16 protein-coding genes are annotated in these 18928 nt (G+C 46.1%); 15 read left to right on the plus strand and 1 reads right to left on the minus strand.

Translation table 11 applies throughout. The annotated features are described in order from the left end of the window. Positions 1 to 11 precede the first annotated feature (11 nt). The 15 genes from CEQ48_RS02965 to CEQ48_RS03035 all read left to right on the plus strand — a co-directional run bounded on the left by CEQ48_RS02965 (position 12) and on the right by CEQ48_RS03035 (position 16746). The gene (locus CEQ48_RS02965; RefSeq protein WP_089070164.1) at positions 12 to 842 is read left to right on the plus strand and encodes a CheR family methyltransferase; all 831 of its coding nucleotides are present in this window, start codon (positions 12 to 14) and stop codon (positions 840 to 842) included. Beyond that, positions 829 to 1482, plus strand: coding sequence for a chemoreceptor glutamine deamidase CheD (gene cheD / locus CEQ48_RS02970; RefSeq protein ID WP_113624041.1), 654 nt, complete (start codon positions 829 to 831; stop codon positions 1480 to 1482). Before CEQ48_RS02965 ends, cheD begins: the two co-directional genes overlap by 14 nt. Next, positions 1479 to 2519 carry a protein-glutamate methylesterase/protein-glutamine glutaminase gene (locus tag CEQ48_RS02975; protein ID WP_089070166.1) on the plus strand — a complete coding sequence of 347 codons (1041 nt, stop codon included), beginning with the start codon at positions 1479 to 1481 and terminating at the stop codon, positions 2517 to 2519. The genes cheD and CEQ48_RS02975 overlap by 4 nt, the downstream gene beginning before the upstream one ends. A 42-nt stretch (positions 2520 to 2561) precedes the next feature. Beyond that, positions 2562 to 3716 carry a methyl-accepting chemotaxis protein gene (locus CEQ48_RS02980; RefSeq protein WP_089070167.1) on the plus strand — a complete coding sequence of 385 codons (1155 nt, stop codon included), beginning with the start codon at positions 2562 to 2564 and terminating at the stop codon, positions 3714 to 3716. Between the two features lie 9 nt (positions 3717 to 3725). Then, positions 3726 to 4025, plus strand: coding sequence for an STAS domain-containing protein (locus tag CEQ48_RS02985; RefSeq protein WP_000110728.1), 300 nt, complete (start codon positions 3726 to 3728; stop codon positions 4023 to 4025). A gap of 32 nt (positions 4026 to 4057) precedes the next feature. Continuing rightward, positions 4058 to 5740, plus strand: coding sequence for an ATP-binding SpoIIE family protein phosphatase (locus tag CEQ48_RS02990; RefSeq protein WP_181710705.1), 1683 nt, complete (start codon positions 4058 to 4060; stop codon positions 5738 to 5740). Positions 5741 to 6112: 372 nt separating this feature from the next. Next, a complete protein-coding gene (locus CEQ48_RS02995; protein ID WP_089070169.1) occupies positions 6113 to 6922 on the plus strand; it encodes a BtpA/SgcQ family protein in 810 nt (269 codons plus the stop codon). An 81-nt stretch (positions 6923 to 7003) separates the two neighbouring features. Beyond that, positions 7004 to 7987: an autoinducer 2 ABC transporter substrate-binding protein gene (locus CEQ48_RS03000; RefSeq protein ID WP_089070170.1), complete on the plus strand. Its 984-nt coding sequence runs from the start codon at positions 7004 to 7006 to the stop codon at positions 7985 to 7987. A gap of 17 nt (positions 7988 to 8004) precedes the next feature. Further along, complete coding sequence (locus CEQ48_RS03005; protein ID WP_089070171.1) at positions 8005 to 9510, plus strand: sugar ABC transporter ATP-binding protein; 1506 nt, start codon at positions 8005 to 8007, stop codon at positions 9508 to 9510. Beyond that, on the plus strand, positions 9507 to 10535 hold the full coding sequence (locus CEQ48_RS03010) for an ABC transporter permease (protein ID WP_089070172.1): 1029 nt from the start codon (positions 9507 to 9509) through the stop codon (positions 10533 to 10535). The genes CEQ48_RS03005 and CEQ48_RS03010 overlap by 4 nt, the downstream gene beginning before the upstream one ends. Next, positions 10535 to 11545, plus strand: coding sequence for an ABC transporter permease (locus tag CEQ48_RS03015; RefSeq protein ID WP_089070173.1), 1011 nt, complete (start codon positions 10535 to 10537; stop codon positions 11543 to 11545). The genes CEQ48_RS03010 and CEQ48_RS03015 overlap by 1 nt, the downstream gene beginning before the upstream one ends. Further along, the gene (locus CEQ48_RS03020) at positions 11545 to 12615 is read left to right on the plus strand and encodes an aminopeptidase (RefSeq protein WP_089070174.1); all 1071 of its coding nucleotides are present in this window, start codon (positions 11545 to 11547) and stop codon (positions 12613 to 12615) included. The genes CEQ48_RS03015 and CEQ48_RS03020 overlap by 1 nt, the downstream gene beginning before the upstream one ends. 15 nt (positions 12616 to 12630) lie before the next feature. Beyond that, positions 12631 to 14160: an FGGY-family carbohydrate kinase gene (locus tag CEQ48_RS03025; protein WP_089070175.1), complete on the plus strand. Its 1530-nt coding sequence runs from the start codon at positions 12631 to 12633 to the stop codon at positions 14158 to 14160. 3 nt (positions 14161 to 14163) lie between these two features. After that, complete coding sequence (locus CEQ48_RS03030; RefSeq protein WP_089070176.1) at positions 14164 to 14922, plus strand: DeoR/GlpR family DNA-binding transcription regulator; 759 nt, start codon at positions 14164 to 14166, stop codon at positions 14920 to 14922. A 153-nt stretch (positions 14923 to 15075) separates the two neighbouring features. Next, positions 15076 to 16746 carry a flagellar assembly protein A gene (locus CEQ48_RS03035; RefSeq protein WP_089070177.1) on the plus strand — a complete coding sequence of 557 codons (1671 nt, stop codon included), beginning with the start codon at positions 15076 to 15078 and terminating at the stop codon, positions 16744 to 16746. A 73-nt stretch (positions 16747 to 16819) separates the two neighbouring features. Here the strand turns inward: CEQ48_RS03035 and CEQ48_RS03040 are convergent, their stop codons facing one another. Beyond that, positions 16820 to 18748 (minus strand): metallophosphoesterase, encoded by a 1929-nt coding sequence (locus CEQ48_RS03040; protein ID WP_089070178.1) that lies wholly within the window; start codon positions 18746 to 18748, stop codon positions 16820 to 16822. Between the last annotated feature and the right edge of the window lie 180 nt (positions 18749 to 18928).

The raw sequence follows: 18928 nt of genomic DNA on the forward strand, positions 1-18928 counted from the left end.
AGGGATAACGTATGTTGGCGGTCAATGAGCAAGAGTTTGAACTCACAGATAAAGATTTCAAATTCATTCAATGGTTTATGCATAAAACGGTTGGCATTTATCTACCGGACTCCAAGCGTACCATGGTGTATGGTCGCCTGAGTCGGCAGATGCGCCGTAAGGGTTTGCGCCGTTTTAAAGAATTTCGTGAGCTGATTGAAAGTGATGAGCAAGAGCGTATTCACTTCGTTAATACTTTGACCACCAATAAAACTGAATTTTTCCGCGAGAGTCACCATTTTGATTTTGTTGAGAAAGTGCTGGTGGAAGAGTGGAGTAAACAGAGCGTAGGTCAACTGCGTTTTTGGTCGGCGGGATGCTCAACCGGCGAAGAGCCTTACACCTTAGTGTCAGTTTTAGACCACGCGGGAGTCATGAATTTTTGCCCTGATGTCAAAATCTGGGCAACCGATCTGGATACCGCAGTGTTAGAGAAAGCGCGTTTAGGGATTTATCCGATTGAATCGCAAAACTCGATTCCTGAGCGGTATTTGCATCGTTGCTTCGTCCGTGGGGTGAAAGATCAACAAGGCAACATGAAAATTAAACAGAGTTTGCAACGCTATATCGACTTTCGCCAACTGAATCTGATCCAAGAATGGCCGTTTAAACAGAAGCTGGATCTGATTCTGTGCCGTAATGTGATGATCTATTTTGATCGCCCGACCCAAGAAAAGTTGATCGAACGCTTTCACCAGCAACTCAAACCGGGTGGGGTGTTAATGTTGGGGCACTCAGAGAGTGTCGGCCGATGCAGTTCTCTTTTCCATCATTTGGGGCATACCATTTATGTCAGACAGTAAACTTGCCACCAAGCGCAGATTGAAACAGGAAGAAGCGAATGGTCACTACCATCGCTTTAACCACCCTAGCGATCATAGACACTGGGTCAAAGTCATGCCGGGCGGTGTGTATGCTACGTCTGATCAGGAAATCATCCATACTGGCTTGGGCTCTTGTGTGTCGGCTTGTGCTTGGGATATTGAGATGAAAGTGGGAGGTATGAACCACTTCTTACTGCCTTTTCATAGCCAGTTTGAAAGCCAGCATTGGCATCCACAAGCTTTACTGTCGGACTCCTCTCGCTATGGATGTTATGCAATGGAACTACTGATCAACCGATTATTGTCTATGGGGGCTGAACGAGAAAGATTGAATTTCAAACTGTTTGGTGGCGCTCACTTACTGGGGTATCAGTCGCTGGTTGGGGAAAAAAACGTCGAGTTTGTTCTTGAGTATGCCAAACGTGAGAAGCTCAACGTAGTGGCTCAAGATTTGGGGGGAGCGCAACCGAGAAAACTGCTGTTTGACCCACAAACGGGTCAAGCGTGGGTTAAACGCATTGGTTTTGGTTTGGCACATACGATTAAACAGGATGAAGAGCTCTACCAGCACAACATAGGCAAGAAAATCCCCTCTGGTGATGTGGAGTTATTTCAATGAAAAAAATCAAAGTATTGATTGTGGATGATTCTCCGGTATTTCGGGCTTTATTAACCCAGTTGATTGATAGTGACCTTGCGCTACAGGTGGTGGATTGTGCTGAAGATCCTTATCAAGCGCGTGAACTCATTAAGCACCATCAACCCGATGTGGTGACCTTAGATGTTGAAATGCCGAAAATGAATGGTGTGCAATTTCTTAAAAATTTGATGCGCCTTCATCCATTACCTGTGGTGATGATTTCAACCTTAACCCAGCATGGTGCAGAGGCGACTTTAGCGGCTCTTGAGCTTGGTGCTGTGGATTATTTCCCTAAGCCTTCCTCTGATAATCCGGCAGAAATGCTCAACTATAAAAACTTGGTGAATGACAAAATCAAAATGGCAGCGCAAGCCAATGTAGGGTATGCGCAAAATACAGTGGTTCCCGCGCCCATTAAGGAGCGAGTATCCACTGATTACCAGTTGATTGCGATAGGTTCCTCCACTGGTGGTACCGAAGCGGTCAAACAAGTCCTCTCTGCATTGCCTTCTGGTTTACCTCCTATCGTTATGACACAGCATATCGGTGCGCAGTTCACGGCCTCGTTAGCGAAGCGGTTAAATGACAGTAGTGCTCTTCATGTTCAAGAGGTAACGCAACAGATGACAGCGCTTGAGAACGGTTGCGCCTATCTGGCTCCCGGTGACAAGCATATCGTTATCGTGAAACGGGCGGGGAAGCTGTATGTCGAGTTGGATGACAGACCTGCGGTTAATCGGCACAAGCCTTCGGTTGATGTGATGTTTGATTCGATTGCCCAGCATGTAGGCAGTAAAGCAATAGGGATTTTGTTGACTGGAATGGGACAAGATGGCGCGAAAGGCATGTTGGCGATGCATCAACAAGGAGCGGCGACCGCAGCGCAGGATGAGCAATCAAGCGTGGTTTGGGGCATGCCGCGAGTAGCGATTGAGCTCGGCGCGACCGATGTGGTTAAGCCTTTAGGGGCAATAGCAGCTTGGATTGTTGAACAACTGCAAAGAAAGCACGCATAACCGCAGCATGCATAACACCAGAAAGACGTCGAGAGGCTTAGGATGATAACGAGAATACACAAAATAACGGCGATACTGATTGGGCAAATACTCTTGCTGCTGGTGATTTTTCAGTTTGGTCAGATTTGGTGGTTAGGATTGATCGCTATCTGTATTGGATTACTGCCATGGTTGGCGGGGGTTACCCCGCAACCGAGTATCGCAAAAGCTCAACCAACGGACGATGTCCGCTTATCGGCAGAGCAACAACAGGCTCTCAGCCTGCTTGAACAGGTTTTAAAAGAAAACATTCAGCGTGTTGCAGAACCTTTAGAAAAACAGCGCCTTATAATCAATAGTTCAGCGGAGACACTCAACAACAGTTTTTTTGGCTTGCAAAGAGTCAGCGAAGAGCAATCTTCCGTTTCAACTCAATTAGTGGACAACTTAATGGCCAACCAAGGCAGTGAGTTTGATCTGATGCAGGTGTTACCGAAGACAGAAGCGATCATTCAGCAGTTTGTACAAATCTTGGTTGATATCTCAGAGAAAAGCATCTCAGCGGTTCACAGCATTCACGATATGTCGCAAAAGCTGGATGTAGTGTTCAAGCTTTTAAAGCAAGTGCGAGGGTTGTCTGAACAAACCAATTTACTTGCGCTTAATGCTGCCATTGAAGCAGCGCGAGCCGGAGAGGCTGGGCGAGGCTTTGCGGTGGTAGCGCAAGAAGTGCGTAATCTCTCTATTCAGGCTGCAAATCTGAACACTCAAATTGAAACTGAAATGAAAATTGCGCAAGAAACGGTGGCGCTCGCTAACCGAACCGTAGGCGAAATGGCGTCATTTGATATGACTCAAGCGATTGAGTCGAAAGAAAAAGTGGATTACATGCTGCGTGGCGTTCAGCAACTCAATACCGAAATAGAACAAGAAGTGAATAAACTTCAACGGCTAGGGCAACAACTCACTCAACAAGTTCGTGAAGGCACTCGGGCATTGCAATTTACGGATATTGTTTCTCAACAAGGCGAGTATGCATTCGGCTCAATCACCTTTTTACAAGAAACGTCCAACTTGCTGAAAGCAGTTCAATCCAACTCACGTAATGCGCAACAACTCATTGAGAGCATTAAAGCATTACAAGAACGTTCACGTGAACGTGGAGCATTGGCTGCGAACCAACACAGCATAGATGAAGGCGAAGTCGAGTTATTTTAGGAGAACACCATGAGTGTGCATACGGACATTGATAGTCACAACAAACACATCACCATTTCGATTGAAGGGGCTTTTTGCTTCAACCTTGTTCACGACTTTCGCGCGAGTTATGCCAAACGGCATGATCATCGATTCACCATAGATTTGCGCAAAGTTGACTACATCGATAGCGCTGGGCTGGGCATGCTGCTCAATATGCAGAAATATCTCGAGCAAGCTGATGGTGCTATCCGGATTGTCAACGTCTTACCTCAGGTGAGAAAAATCCTCCTGATATCGCGTTTTAATAAGAAATTCGATATCGAATAAATCGCTCACAAGGAGAGATAGCGGTGAGAGTAATGATAGTGGATGATCACGGTACTAACCGTGAATTGTGCCGGTTTATCTTGGCGCACATCGCATCACACATAGATACGTTTGAAAATGGGCAGCAAGCGATTGATGCGATGCGAGAAATGGAAATCTTGCCTGATATCATTCTGCTGGATGTGATGATGCCGATTAAAGACGGGTTTGCGACAGCAAAAGAGATCCGCCAAGCGTTTGTGAAGCACCACATCCCGATCATTTTTCTAACGGTATTGGACGACCGTGATTCGTTTGAAAAGTGTTTGGCACTGGGTGACGATTTCATCCTAAAGCCGGTGGAACGCAGTGTGCTGATTGCCAAAGTGCAGGCGCATTATCGCATCGTGAAGATGCACAATGAGGTTATGGAACAGCGCGATGAGCTGCGCCATTTCCGTGAGCAAGTCCAATATGACTATGCGATTTCTGAATCGATTTTCACTAATTTGATGGAAGAAATGTGCCATCAAGTTGAGCACATTTTCGGGATCCACTATATCTCGACAGCATCAACCATTTTTAATGGTGATTTGATTGTGGTCGCGAACCGACCTCACGGTGGGGTATACGTCATGATTGCGGATGCCACAGGCCATGGTTTGCCTGCGGCTATCTCGACCATCCCTGCCACTCGAACTTTCTTCTCCACCGCACAAAAAGGCTTATCGCTGGGAGAAATGGTGATTGAACTCAATCACTCTTTAGAGCGTTTTTTACCGGTAGGAATGATGCTGGCCGCCAGCGTGTTTGAGGTGCGTGCCAATGGCTTTGAAATTTCTTGGTGGGGCGGTGGTTTGCCAGAAGCATATTTACTTGATCATCAAGGGAATATTGTGAGTCGCTTAATCTCCAACCATATGCCGCTTGGCGTATTGCCTTCTAATGAGTTTGAAGCGGATGTGCAGCATTTCAAACTGGAGCCTAACCAAAAGCTGGTGTGCTATACCGATGGCATCATCGAAGCGATGAACGAAAAAGGTGAGCATTTTGGCCAAGCTCGTCTTGAGCAAGTACTCACCAAAGCTTATTCAGAAGCCTTGATCCCTACTTTGTATGATGCGGTTAAAAAATTCTCCAATCGCGGGAAAGGGGATGATCTCTCCATCTTGACCATGACTTTCCCTATTACCAATAGCAACTCGAGCGATAAAGCCTTGCCCAAGGTGGTGCTGAGCTGTATCCCACTACAGACGGAATTGCATTTCCCAGCCGATGTACTGCGAAAAGTTTCACTGATGAATGAGGTACGTCGCTTTTTAACTGGGATTGTCAGTGGTGGCGAAGATCTCGATTTACTCTGCTCTGTACTGTCGGAGCTTTTTGCCAATGCCATAGAGCACGGGCTATTGGAGCTTGATTCCTCATTGAAAGAGACACCGGACGGATTTTTTGAATTTTATCAGCTACGTGATAAGCGCTTAAAAATCTTGCCGGAGTATCACTGGCTGATCCTCAAGGTCAACTATCAACCTGACAAGCAGCGTATCGAAATCGATTTAGAACACAGTGGTAAAGGTTTTGACTGCCAAGCTTTAAAGGATACGAACAATCAGAAAAGCTATGGGCGAGGTATTATGCTGGCTACCCAGTTGTGTGAATCACTGGAATACTCGAATCAAGGCCGCCGCGTCACGGCGACATACATTTTTAATTCTCGGGATACCTTCATCTAACCGTCGGTTTTACAGTGTAAAGTGTCAGTGTTGAATATAAAAGCAGCCTGTAAACCACGTTAAATCTCCCATTGTTTGCGCTCAATCTGCCTTTTTGATGAGTGGTTTGAGTTGGGAGAACACTTACTTTCCCTGCTTTCCTTCCCCGCTCTTCTGTATTCATCTCGATGAGTATTGTCGTTGTTTTTGGCTAATAAACGCTCATTTTTTGTGATTGTTTCTTTGATTGTTCAATCACATCTTGTTCAATATCTACTCAAAAACCCGAAATAGTGTGATGTGTGTCGATATTTTAATCTCTATTAGTAATTAGTTTTCTCTTTAGCGTAACCGAGGGAACTTGGTTTCCTTTCCTTGTTAAGAGAGCGAATTATGAACTGGACAAAGCAGATTTTAAAAACCGACAAACCGATCATCGCCATGTGTCACATCCGTGCCTTGCCGGGCGATCCGGGGTATGACAAAGCGGCAGGAATGAAATGGGTCATTGAAAAAGCCCGTGAAGATTTACATGCACTGCAAGCAGGTGGAGTGGATTCAGTCATGTTCTCCAATGAGTTTTCGTTGCCCTACCTGACCAAAGTGAAAACGGAAACGGTGGCGGCGATGGCGCGCATCATTGGTGAATTAATGCCAGAGATCGATGTGCCTTTTGGCGTCAATGTGCTGTGGGATCCTGTGGCTTCTATGGACTTGGCTCAGGCAACAGGGGCGAAATTTGTACGCGAAATCTTTACCGGCGTATATGCCAGTGATTTCGGAATATGGGATACCAATTGCGGTGAGACGATTCGCCACCAATACCGGATTGGTGCGGATGAAGTGAAAACCTTATTCAACATTGTTCCTGAAGCAGCGCAGTATCTCGCGCATCGTGATATTGCCAGCATTGCTAAGACCACCGTCTTTAACTGTAAGCCGGACGCGGTTTGTGTTTCAGGTATGACGGCAGGGGCGGCGACCGACACCAATATGCTGACGCAGGTCAAGCAAGCCATTCCTAATACGCTAGTGTTTGCAAACACTGGGGTACGAGTGAATACCGTGCGAGAGCAGTTATCCATTGCGGATGGCGCGGTGGTAGGCACTACTTTTAAACAAGATGGAGACTTCAATAAATTTGTCGATGAACAACGAGTTAGAGAATTTATGTCAGAAGTGAAGCGTTTACGTAACCAATAAACGCCGCTTGATAAGTCCAGCCGAATAACGCCAACCAAGTGTTCGAGCTGATTAACGAAAGGATTTACAGGGAGTAAGGGTATGAAACTGTCTACAACAAAAGTGCTGGCGGCATCGTTGCTTGCCGGATGCATTTCCAGTGTAGCGAACGCTGCCGACAAAGAGTTTGTCACCGTGCCAAAAGCGGTTGGACTCAACTGGTTTAACCGAATGGAAGAAGGGGTGGTGCGCTTTGGTACGGACAATCCGGGAATCGCGACTTTCCAACAAGGTCCATCCAAGTTTGATGCAGCGTTGCAGGTACAGGTGATTGAAGATCTGATTGCGCGCAAAGTCGATGCGATCAATGTGGTGCCATTTCAAGCCGAGTCGCTTGAGCCAGTACTGAAGAAGGCTCGTTCACAAGGCATTGTGGTGGTCGCGCATGAAGCATCCAACCTCACCAATATCGACTATGACGTAGAGGCGTTTGACAATCAGGCGTATGGCCGCTTCTTAATGGATCAATTGGCGCAAGGGATGAATCAAGAAGGCCAATATGCAGTGTTTGTCGGAAGTTTAACGTCCACCACTCACATGACTTGGGTTAATGCAGCGATTGATTATCAAAAAGCCACGTACCCCAAAATGGAGTTGGTGGGAGGCATTAACGAAAGCAGTGATGACATCAAAAATTCTTACGCGAAAACCCGAGAATTATTGAGAACCTATCCGAAACTAAAAGGCATCCAAGGATCCTCTGCATTGGATGTGGTGGGTGCAGGTCAAGCCATTGAAGAAGCAGGGCTAGAAGATAAAGTCACTGTAGTTGGAACCAGTATCGTCTCTTATGCCGGTGATCTGCTGAAAACCGGAGCCATCGATGTGATCACCGCTTGGGATCCCGCCGTTGCAGGCTACGCAATGAATAAAGTCGCCAGCATGGTGATCAATGGAGAATCGATCACTGACGGTATGGATCTTGGTGTTGAGGGTTACAACAAAATCACCTTGGATGGCAAAGTGATTTATGGCTCAGCGTGGATCCGTGTCACCAAAGACAACATGTCTGACTATAACTTCTAGGTTAGGGGGAAGCGTCAATGCAAGGCCTACCACTCGTTCAAGTGAAAAATGTCAGTAAAAGCTTTGCCGGTGTGCGGGCCTTAAATGACGTCTCATTCAGTATTTATCCGGGTGAGCGTCTGACTCTAGTCGGGGAAAATGGTTCAGGGAAATCCACCATCATCAAAATCATCGCGGGAGTCCAACCGTATGATGAAGGCGAGATTCTGATTGCAGGGCATGATTACCCCAAGCTAACGCCAAAAGAAGCGATTAGCGCAGGCATTCAAGTGATTTACCAAGACTTCTCGCTTTTCCCCAATCTTACCGTGGCGGAAAACCTTGCGTTTAATGCCCATGTTGCATCGGGTGATTGGCGGATGGATTGGCATCAAACGGAACAGATTGCCAAGCAAGCCTTGGCGAGGATTGGGGTAGAAATCCCGCTCGATGAACTGGCGGGTAATCTTTCCGCTGCGGATCGCCAATTGATTGCCATCGCCAAAGCTCTGCTTAAAAACACGTCGCTGATCATTATGGATGAACCCACCACCGCACTGACCAAGAAAGAGGTGAAAAACCTACTGTGGATTATTGATGAACTGAAGGCGCAAGGCATCGCCATCGTCTTTGTCAGCCACAAAATGGAAGAAGTGTTGACCGTTTCGGATCGCGTCGTGGTACTGCGTAACGGTGAACTGATCATGGAACAGCCGATCGAAGTGTTAGATCGCCAAGCGATTGTCGAGGCCATGTCAGGGGTTCGACTTGAAGAGACCAAAGCGCAAGCCAAACCGCGAACGGGTCAGCCTCTACTCACAGTAAAAAGCTTGGCATTACCCCCCGCGTTAGTTGATGCCAGTTTTGATCTCTACCCTGGGCAAGTGTTGGGAGTCACGGGCTTGCTTGGTTCAGGCCGTGCCGAATTGGCGCGTGCTTTAATGGGGATTGTCCCGGCAAGTTCGGGCGTTTTGTGCATTGATGGACACCCCGTCACCATCGGCAATGTTGCCGATGCTTTGCAACATCGTATCGCTTTAGTACCGGAAGATCGCTTGTCTGAAGGCTTATTCATCGATAATTCCATCGGCTTTAACATGATGTGTCGGGTTCTGCACGAGTTTGAATCAGAGCTGAAGTTATTGGATTGGGCAGCACTTAAGCAGAAAGCCCAGCAGTGGGTCGACGCCTTAAAAGTCAAAACCAATGACTGTCGGCTGCCGGTCAGTTCACTCTCTGGTGGTAACCAGCAAAAGGTGGTGTTAGCCAAATGGCTGGCCTTTAACCCGCGAATTTTAATTCTGGTTGGCCCGACCGTGGGGGTCGATATTCGAGCCAAAATGGAAATCATCGACAAAATTCATCAGTTGGCTGAACAAGGGCTGAGCGTCATTGTGATCACCGATGATATTCCCGAGCTACTGCAAGTTTCCAATGCCGTGATGGTCATGACCAGAGGCCGCTCATCCGAGGTGGTATCGATTGATGAAGTGGATGAGCAATGGGTCATTCGACAGCTGGCTTTTGAGGGAGAAGAGGCATGAAAGCATTTTTAAAATCACATGAGTTCATTATTTTGTCTGCCATCGTGTTGTATGGCGCGACCGTTGCGGTGATCAACCCTGAAGCCTTTTTTACCCTCTCAACCTTATTCGACCTTTTAAAAGGGGCTTCGATTCACGGCATTTTGGCGCTTGGAGTACTGTTGGTGATTTTGACCGGTGGGGTCGATCTCTCTTTCCCTGCAGTCGGTGCATTTTCGAGTTATGTCGCGATCTTGCTTTTTAAATCCATGGGGTGGTCATCACTAGCCGGAATTTTTGCGGTGGCGATAGTGATCGGGATTGTGCTCGGCATGTTCAATGGCTATTTGGTACATAAGCTGCGAGCTCCTGCCATGATTGTGACACTGGGGACTTCAAGCGTGCTTTACGGCACCTTGCTGTTTGTGTTTGGCAGTACCGTGATCTTCTCGCTGCCTGTTGCGTTGCGGAAATTTTCAAATACAGCCGTTGTATCGGCGGAATCCGTTGCGGGTACCACCTCATTGCATCCCGTTGTACTTATCTGGCTGGCTCTGGCGGCGCTGTGCTTTTTCTTTCTCACTTACACTTTACGTGGACGGTTCTTGTATGCCGCAGGGGGCAACTACAGCGTATGTGAGCGTGCGGGCATTCACATGCTTGGGCTGCAAATCATGGTCTTCTCCGTAGTAGGTGCTTTGTCTGCGATTGCAGCGGTGTCCTTCAGTGGCCTGTATCGAATGGCATCTCCGATCACCTTTTTAGGAGAAGAGTTAGATGTGATTGCCGCTGTGGTTTTAGGGGGTACCTCAATCATGGGGGGGCGCGGAACCGTATTAGGCACTCTACTTGGGGTTTTGCTGATCACCTTGATGAAAAACAGCTTAATCCTGATTGGTATCCCCTCTGAGTGGCAAAAATTTATGGTGGGTGTGTTGCTACTGATTGGCGTGACAGGCCCAATACTCCATCAACGCTATAAACAGAAAAGTGCGGTGAAAGCTCGTGCTAAAGCTCCCCTGACTCTTCATATGGAGAAAAGATAATGTTTGGTCGATTTTCATCGGATCACGGCATGCTAAGTCGCCCGCAAGAACGCTTACATGTGCGTGTACTCGCTATCGCGATTGCGATTGTGTTGGTGGTTTTACTTGCGGTACAAGGCAGCCAATTTTTATCGGTCACCAACTTCCAGTCGATGGCATTTCAAAGTGCGGAGTTAGGGCTTCTGACATTAGCCATGGCCTTGGCGATTTTGTTAGCTGGGATAGATCTGTCCATACTGGCTATCGCTAACCTCTCAGCCATCGCGGTGGCCAGTTACTTGAAAAGTGTGGATGGCGCGGCGTTTGGGCTTTTCGATGTTGGCATTGCGGTCATGATTGCCATTGTGGTTGGGGTAGTGTGTGGCGCAATCAATGGCTTGTTGATCGGTTTCCTCTCTGTTCCTGCAATTTTGGCGACACTAGCCACGATGACGTTATATGGCGGTTTTGCCATCGGGTTTACTGGGGGTTCAGCCATTTCAGCCATGCCAGAGGGATTTGCTGTGCTCGGTAATGGGACTCTCTTCGGGGTGCCCGTCCCTCTATTGATTTTCTTGCTGTTTGGTCTTGGGTTATGGCTGATTTTGGAAAAAACCATTTTGGGTACAGAGATGTATTGCGTCGGCAGTAACCCGAAAGCTTCACTTTATAGCGGTATCGATATCCGTTGGGTTTATTTTAAAACCCATACCCTCATCGGTGTTATCGCTGCGATTACTGGGTTAGTTATCCTATCGCGCACCAACTCCGCGAACCCCGATTATGGTTCTTCTTACATTTTGAGCACCATATTGATTGTGGCACTTGGCGGCATCTCCGTCTTAGGGGGAAAAGGCAAGATTTCAGGGGTGATACTTGCCATAGCACTACTACAGCTCTTTTCTACAGGTCTAAACATGATGCTGTACAAAACCAGCGGCAGTAATTTTCTTAAGGATGTGATTTGGGGGCTGTTACTGCTCTTCGTCATCGCCGTCATGCACTTTTTCCAACAACAAGGACGAAAATAATGAAAGATAAAAGAATTCATGAATTAGCAGAGTTGCTGGTTCACCACTCTTTGGCGATTCAACCCGGTGAGAAGGTGATGATCGCCGCGATGGAAGAGTGCAGCATTCCATTTGCAAAAGCATTGAATCGCGAAATTGTGAAAGTAGGAGGGAACGTGCAAGTGCAGTTTCTCAGTGAGGAGATGCGCCATGATCTGATGAAATATGGTTCTACGGAGCAGATGGCTTGGATCCCTGAGATTGAGCGTTACGGGATGGAGTGGGCTGATGTGTACATTGCACTTCGCGGTGCTTCAAACCTCTATATGCATTGGGACATCGCGCCAGAACATAAAGCGATTAGCCAAAAAACGCAGGGGATCATCTCGACCGATCGCTGGATGAAAACCCGCTGGTGCTTACTGCGTATTCCTAATCTCAACATGGCGCACCAAGCCAAAATGGATGAAGAAACCTTGACTGAGCAGTTCTTCAACGCCTGTTTGCTCGACTGGGATAGCTATACAGCAGATTGGCAGAGATTGTGCGATCAGCTAGAGCAAGGCAGCGAAATTCGCATCGTCGCGCAAGGGACCGATTTGAGCTTCTCAACCAAGGGGCGCAAGTGGGTAGTGTTTGATGGCCGAGCCAATATGCCGGATGGCGAAATTGCTACCGCTCCGCTCACCGAGACCATTAATGGTTACATCTCGTTTGAGACACCGGGCGTGTTAGGCGGACAACTGATCGAAAACATCTATCTTGAGTGGGCGGATGGAAAATTAGTGAAAGCGAATGCCAGCTCGAATCTTGATTATCTACAGAAGATCCTTGCCACCGACGAAGGCGCGGGGTTGATTGGCGAATTTGCTTTCGGACTCAACCCAGAAATGAAGTTTTTTACCAATGACATTCTGATCGATGAAAAGATTGGTGGCAGCTTACATATCGCACTGGGTCGAGCCTATCCGCAATGCGGTGGAACCAATATGTCCTCAATTCACTGGGATATCATTAAAGATACTCGTGAAGAGGGAGAAGTGTATTTGGATGGCAAACTGATCTTTAAAGCTGGACAGTTCTTGTTCTAAACCACAGAGGTCATTATGGGTGCGTATTATTTAGGGATCGACATTGGTACATACTCCAGCAAAGGCGTGATCGTGGATGAACAAGGCAAAGTGGTGGTCTCCCATGGCATTAACCACTCATTGAGCATTCCTCACGATGGATGGGCAGAGCACGATGCGAAGCAGGTTTGGTGGGGTGAGTTTATCGAAATTTGCCAAACTTTATTGCGCAAATCAGGTATCACACCAGCACAAATCAAAGCGGTAGGCCATAGTGCGATGTCTCCCTGTATCTTGTGTGCTGATGAACAAGGTGAGCCATTACACAACGCGATTTTGTATGGCATAGATACTCGAGCGGTAGAGCAGCAGCGCAACATTGAACAGCAGATTGGCCATGACCAAATTTATCAACTCAGTGGCGTCACGCTCTCTTCTCAATCGGTCACGCCCAAACTGCGTTGGATTCAAGAACATTTACCGCAGGTGTGGCAAAAAGCTCACTTCTTGTTCTCGGCCTCCGGCTATCTGACTTATCAATTGACGGGACAATATTGCCTGAATTACTACGATGCGATTGGTTATCCCGGTTTGTATGATGTAGAAAACCGCACGTGGTCAGAACAATTTCGTCGCGCATTAATCGGCGATAAAGCGCTACCTGATTTGCTTTGGGCGAGTGAATTTGCTGGGTACATCACAGCGCAAGCCGCCAAGTTAACAGGCTTACAAGAAGGCACACCAGTATTACCCGGTTGTGCTGATGCGGCCTCTGAAGCATTGGCGGCAGGGATAAAAGCCGTTGGCGATACTATGATGATGTACGGCAGCTCCACCTTTTTCATTAGCCGAACCAAGCGCTTACCCCATTCCCCCATTTTTTGGGGAAACCACTTTTTAGAGCCTGAAACCTATGTGATTTCAGGTGGAACAGCAACCTGTGGCAGTTTGATCACATGGTATCTCAAGCAATTTGGAGCAGAAGCCTATTGTATTGCGACGGAAACTCAGCAAAGCCCCTATGCGGTTTTGATGCAAGAGTTTTCCATGTCCACTCCTGGAGCGAATGGGCTTATTTGTTTGCCATACTTTTCTGGCGAGCGAACGCCAGTATTGGATAACCGAGCAAAAGGAGTGCTAATGGGACTTTCACTTCATCATACCCATGCGGATGTTTATCGCTCCGTACTGGAAGGGATTGCGATGAGCCTTCGACACAATCTGGAGACGCTATCGAAAGAGGGATTTGCTATCGCACAACTTTTTGCCGTCGGAGGCGGAACGCACAATCCTTATTTAATGCAGGCGGTGAGCGATATTGCGCAAAAAGAGCAGCGAGTTCCGCAAGTGGATTTGGGCGCGTGTTATGGAGACTGTTTGATGGCCGCAAAAGCGGTAGGGCAATTTACCTCATTAGATGAGGCAGTAGAGCATTGGGTTACACATACGCGTCACTATACACCGCAGGCGCTAACGAACATCTACGACCCTTTATATTCGCTATACCTTGAACTCTATACGCACACCAAACCACTCATGCAACAACTTCATCAGCTAAAGGGGTGAATTATGCAGGCAACTCAGCGGCGGCAACAAATCCTGCGTTATGTTTGGCAGCACGGAGAAATACTTACCAACCAAGCCATTGAACTATTTGGTTTTTCCGCGCCTACCGTACGGCGAGATTTTCTCAAGTTAGTGCAGTCACATCCCTCCATTCATCGTATTCATGGCGGCATTCGCTTTAATCAACAGAAAACCGATTTGGAGTTTGAATTCGATATCAAGCTGCAGTTACAAACCAAGGCCAAGCAAGAAATTGCGGCCAAAGCTGTGGCACACATAGAGCCTAACGATTGTTTGTTTCTTGATTCAGGCTCAACTTGTTATGAATTGGCCAAATATTTAAAAGAGATGGAAGTCACCGTCATCACTACCGATTTGAACATTGCTCATTTATTAGCAGGAACCTCAAAAGTGGATGTGTACATTGTGGGTGGAAAAGTGAGAAATGGTTTCTTCTCTATCGGAGACAGCATGGCGGTTGAATCTCTGCGCCAGTTTTCTGCCGCTAAAGCCTTCATGTCTTGTGATGCAATATCACTCAACTCTGGCATCACCAACTCCTCCATGTTTGAAGTAGGAGTCAAAAAGAACGTCATTCAACAATGTCAGGCTGTGTATATGTTGGCAGATGACAGCAAGTTTGAACGAACAGAGCCTTATGCAGTGGCCGCGCTTTCGGTTATCTCGTACCTGATTACAAACACAGACCTCGATAGCTCTTTAAAAAAACAGTACTTAGCCCGTGGTATACAGATGATCTGAACCTTTCTCTTTTATAAACCGCAGAGTATATCGACAAATTCCATACTCACAGAGTGACATAAGCCTTAATTTGCAGGCAGCAACATTCAGCTATCTGCATTCTTCTTATACACTTAGTTCATGGATATTCTGTACCGTAAAAGATAAAGCGCTATGTGGAAAGAGATACTCGAATTCACGCCAGATAAACAAAAAGTGATCGCGAAATTAGGGGCGCAAGGAGCAGCAAAAGCGCTTAATCGCAGCGAATTGCCTATGGTGTTGGCGCAAATTGGAGCGGGTAAACTGTTCATATTGGATGAGGAAGTCACTCGTTTTATCAATTGTGTTAAAGAAAGCAAACGTCCTGCGTTTGAAGGCATAGCGATTGCTGAAGTGCGTAATGCGACGGTTTCCGTTGCACTTGGCGAAAAAGAAATGCTAGCCAGTATGGTGGTGACCGGTGCCTATGGGGGGCGTGGTCTACGTGGCAATGAGTTGGTGCATGCCCTAGCACAGGCCAGTGTTCTCAAAGGCATCAATAAACTGGCGCTAAAAAAAGTGCTGTTAGTGAGTAGCCAATTAAAACCGGGTGAAGTGTTTACTCAGCCCGTAGCGCGAGGCAAGGAGCCAATCCAAGGGCGTGATACTCAATTTGTTCCATTAGTGGAAGATGTCTCGAAGCGTGTGCTGCGCCCTCAGCAAAAAGCGGGTGAAAGCAAACTCGATATGCGCAACTTAGGTGAAACCATCACAGTCGGTGAAAATGATCCTGTGATGCGTCGTTTGCCCGCGACTAAAGGTGAAATGGGTTATACCGTTCAGGGTAAGCAGATCCCACCCAAACCCGGTAAGGAATCGGCTTTGGTTGCAGGTAAAGGTACTCATATCTCACCCAATGACCCCAATTTATTACTCGCTAGCCAAGCGGGCATGCCTATTATCAAAAAGAACACCATAGAAGTGGATAGTGCGCTTTGCCTCAATCATGTCAGTGTGGCCACTGGGCATATCCGTTTTAAAGGCAATGTCGTGATTACTGGGGATATTGAACCTGGAATGATTGTTCGCGCGACGGGGTCGATTACAGTTGGTGGTTTTATTGAATCCGCCAATGTTCAAGCGCAAGGTGATATTGAAGTCGGCAAAGGCATCATAGGCCATATGGTGACGGATGACGAAGAGCGTAGCTGTGTTGTGAAATCAGGAGGCTGTATTCGCGCTAACTATGCGCAGTATGTTGAGCTACAAGCCGCAGACTCGATCCATCTTGGGGTACACAGTATCGGCAATATTATTCGCTGCGGGAACGATCTGACAGTACTCGATAGCAAAATGACTCAAGGCACCTTAAGCGCAGGGAGCGCCAAAGTTGGTGGTAAAGTGCTCTGCTTTAATCTCGGTGTGGAGGGCGACACAGCAACCCATGTTGAGGCTTTTGCGCGTTACCAAAACTATAAAGAAAGAATCAACAAACACAAAGATCTTTACAAGCAAGCGCAAGACACCACTATGGTACTGATTCGCCGTGAAATTGAGTTCAAAAAACGCCCCAAAGCGGAGCGTAGTGATGAAGAGGCTCAAGATATCGAGACCGAGAAAGCCGATGCTGCGACTCAGATGGAAAAAATTAAACTCGCCTTGGATATGCTCAATGAAGAGTTTGAGCAGCAGTTATTGGAAAATACGGTGGAGGCGAAAAATAAAGTTTTTACCCATGTCACTATCCAGTTTGGTGATGAAAAAGTATTGACCAAACGTGAACATGGCGCTTCGATTTTTAGCTTTAATCAATACGATATTAAACTCTCTTCGCTATTGGAATCCGAAGATATTGGGATTTGAGCGATAAAAGGGCACTTAAGTGCCCTTAGCTTGAAAAGCATACATATCATCATTGTTTGCTCAAAGAATTACTCTATTGAATAGGCGTTTTCGTCACACCACTTTCTTTACTCGCGATGAAGTGTAAAAATTGTCCGTTTTCAAATTCTACACCCTGAACGAATTTATTATTCTGGTAGTCTTCATGGTGGTGGACATCAATAGCTAAGACTTTATTGGCATACAAATAAGTTGGTTTATCAAATACTGTATGCCCAATCATCATTTTCTGAGCATTAAAGAGGTTTAGCCCTCGCTCGACTTCTTGTTGAGTGACTAAGTTTCGAGCAATGTCCCTATCCCAATAAAAGCGTGAGACTAAATAGAAGTTTCTGTCTGATGAGTTATAACCATTAATGCTATGTTGTCGGCCAATACTATTAATCTCATCTAGAGGAATTGAGCCATCGCTAATTCTGTCGATCAACTCAGATGTAAAACCCGCATGCACAAATAGATACTCTCCGGCGACTTCTACGATGTTTTTGGATCTGAGCCAACGACCGAGCTCTGTATTTTCCCCATACATTTCAATTAATGGTTTACCTACATATGCGGCATTCTTGTAGTAACGTGGGTGAACATATCGAAAGTCACCATAGAGATTCATCATATCGTGGTTACCCATGAGGAAATGGACGTTACCTCCTGCCGCTTGGGCTTGGGTTTCTAAGTGATAAAGAAGCCACAGAGATTCAGCAACATAATCCCCACGATCAAAGAGATCACCTATGTGATAAAGGTGCCCAGTACCATATGTCCAGTGAAAATCTTTATCCATAATTCCCGCATTGATTAACATATAAACTAAGGCTTCGATATTCCCTTCAATGTCAGAGGTTACGAAAAATTTTCCAGGCGCTTCATAACGAAATGGCGGTGGAGTAAATTCACTTTGTAACTGAACATCAAATTGGCCTAATTCTGCAGGGAGTGTCACCGTTACTTTTGCATCATTGTAGCTATTGTAACGTTGACTTTTGAAACTATTCTCTGTGAAGGTGTTAACGACAACTTGCTCATTTTGATAGAAGACATATGGGCCATCCGAGTAACCTTGATAAACATCAATTGACTTTAAAGTGGCATCAAATGCGATGTCAGAGCTGGAAATTGTTTGGTTGACAACATGGACGGCCAGTACATTCTTACCTTGGTTCAGTGCACTTGCCGGAATGACGAATGTGAACTCATCGTTAGGAAATGCGGTTGCAGTTGGCAACGTGGAATCATTTTTTATTTCACCTGAGACCATGTATGGAGTCCGAGCAATCTCTGCACCATTTACATAAATCACAGCCGCATCATCGACAATCATTTTCAGATAAACATCTTTCACAACGTTTATGTTGTCTACAGTCAGCTCTTTTCTGAAGTAATAAGAGGTAGGCTTATCTCCTCCAAAATTTTGAGTGGAGTAATTCGCTAAAAATGTATTTTGCGCATCAACACCATATCCAAACAAACCACGGCCCGTTTTCCAGTTACTGTCATCAAAAGTGACTGAGGCCCAATCTTCTGCCTTAGGAAGGCCATCATCTGAATATTTCCAATAAGAGCCATAGCTAAAATAGAGTTTTTGATTAGAACGACCACTGATACTAAATTGGATGCTGGCAACAGATTGAGCGGAAGTAAGTTTATCCGTTACTGTTAGTTTTAAAAGATAGTTGCCATCTTGTAATGTGGTCAAATTTACGTCACTTTCTGTGGAAAGTGTTTCTCCATTTAATTGCCACAAGTATTCAGCACGAATATTCGTATCTACTTTTGCCTGTGCTGTTATTGCTTGGTTACCCATGATTTGGGCGGGTATCCCTTCTATTGATATTGAAAATGCTGTTGTTGAACTTTGGTTAGTTGATTGATTTGAATCAGCAGTTTCGCCGTTACAGGCAGAAATGAATAATGTGATCAGCATTAATCTAATAGTCCGGCATCTCATGACGCTTAAAAATTTCACAATAGTACTCCATTTAGGTAAAGCACCAATTGTTATTTTCTAATGTGAAGTAAGGTCGACAGTTTAATGACGTTTTTATGTATAAATAGGTTTTTGTTAAGTAAAACACAGTAAAAATGATGTTTTTTACTGTAATAAAAAGCCAAGGGGATCTAATGATCCCCTTGGCTTTTACCTCAC

Source organism: Vibrio tarriae (assembly GCF_002216685.1).
GTDB classification, from domain to species: domain Bacteria; phylum Pseudomonadota; class Gammaproteobacteria; order Enterobacterales; family Vibrionaceae; genus Vibrio; species Vibrio tarriae.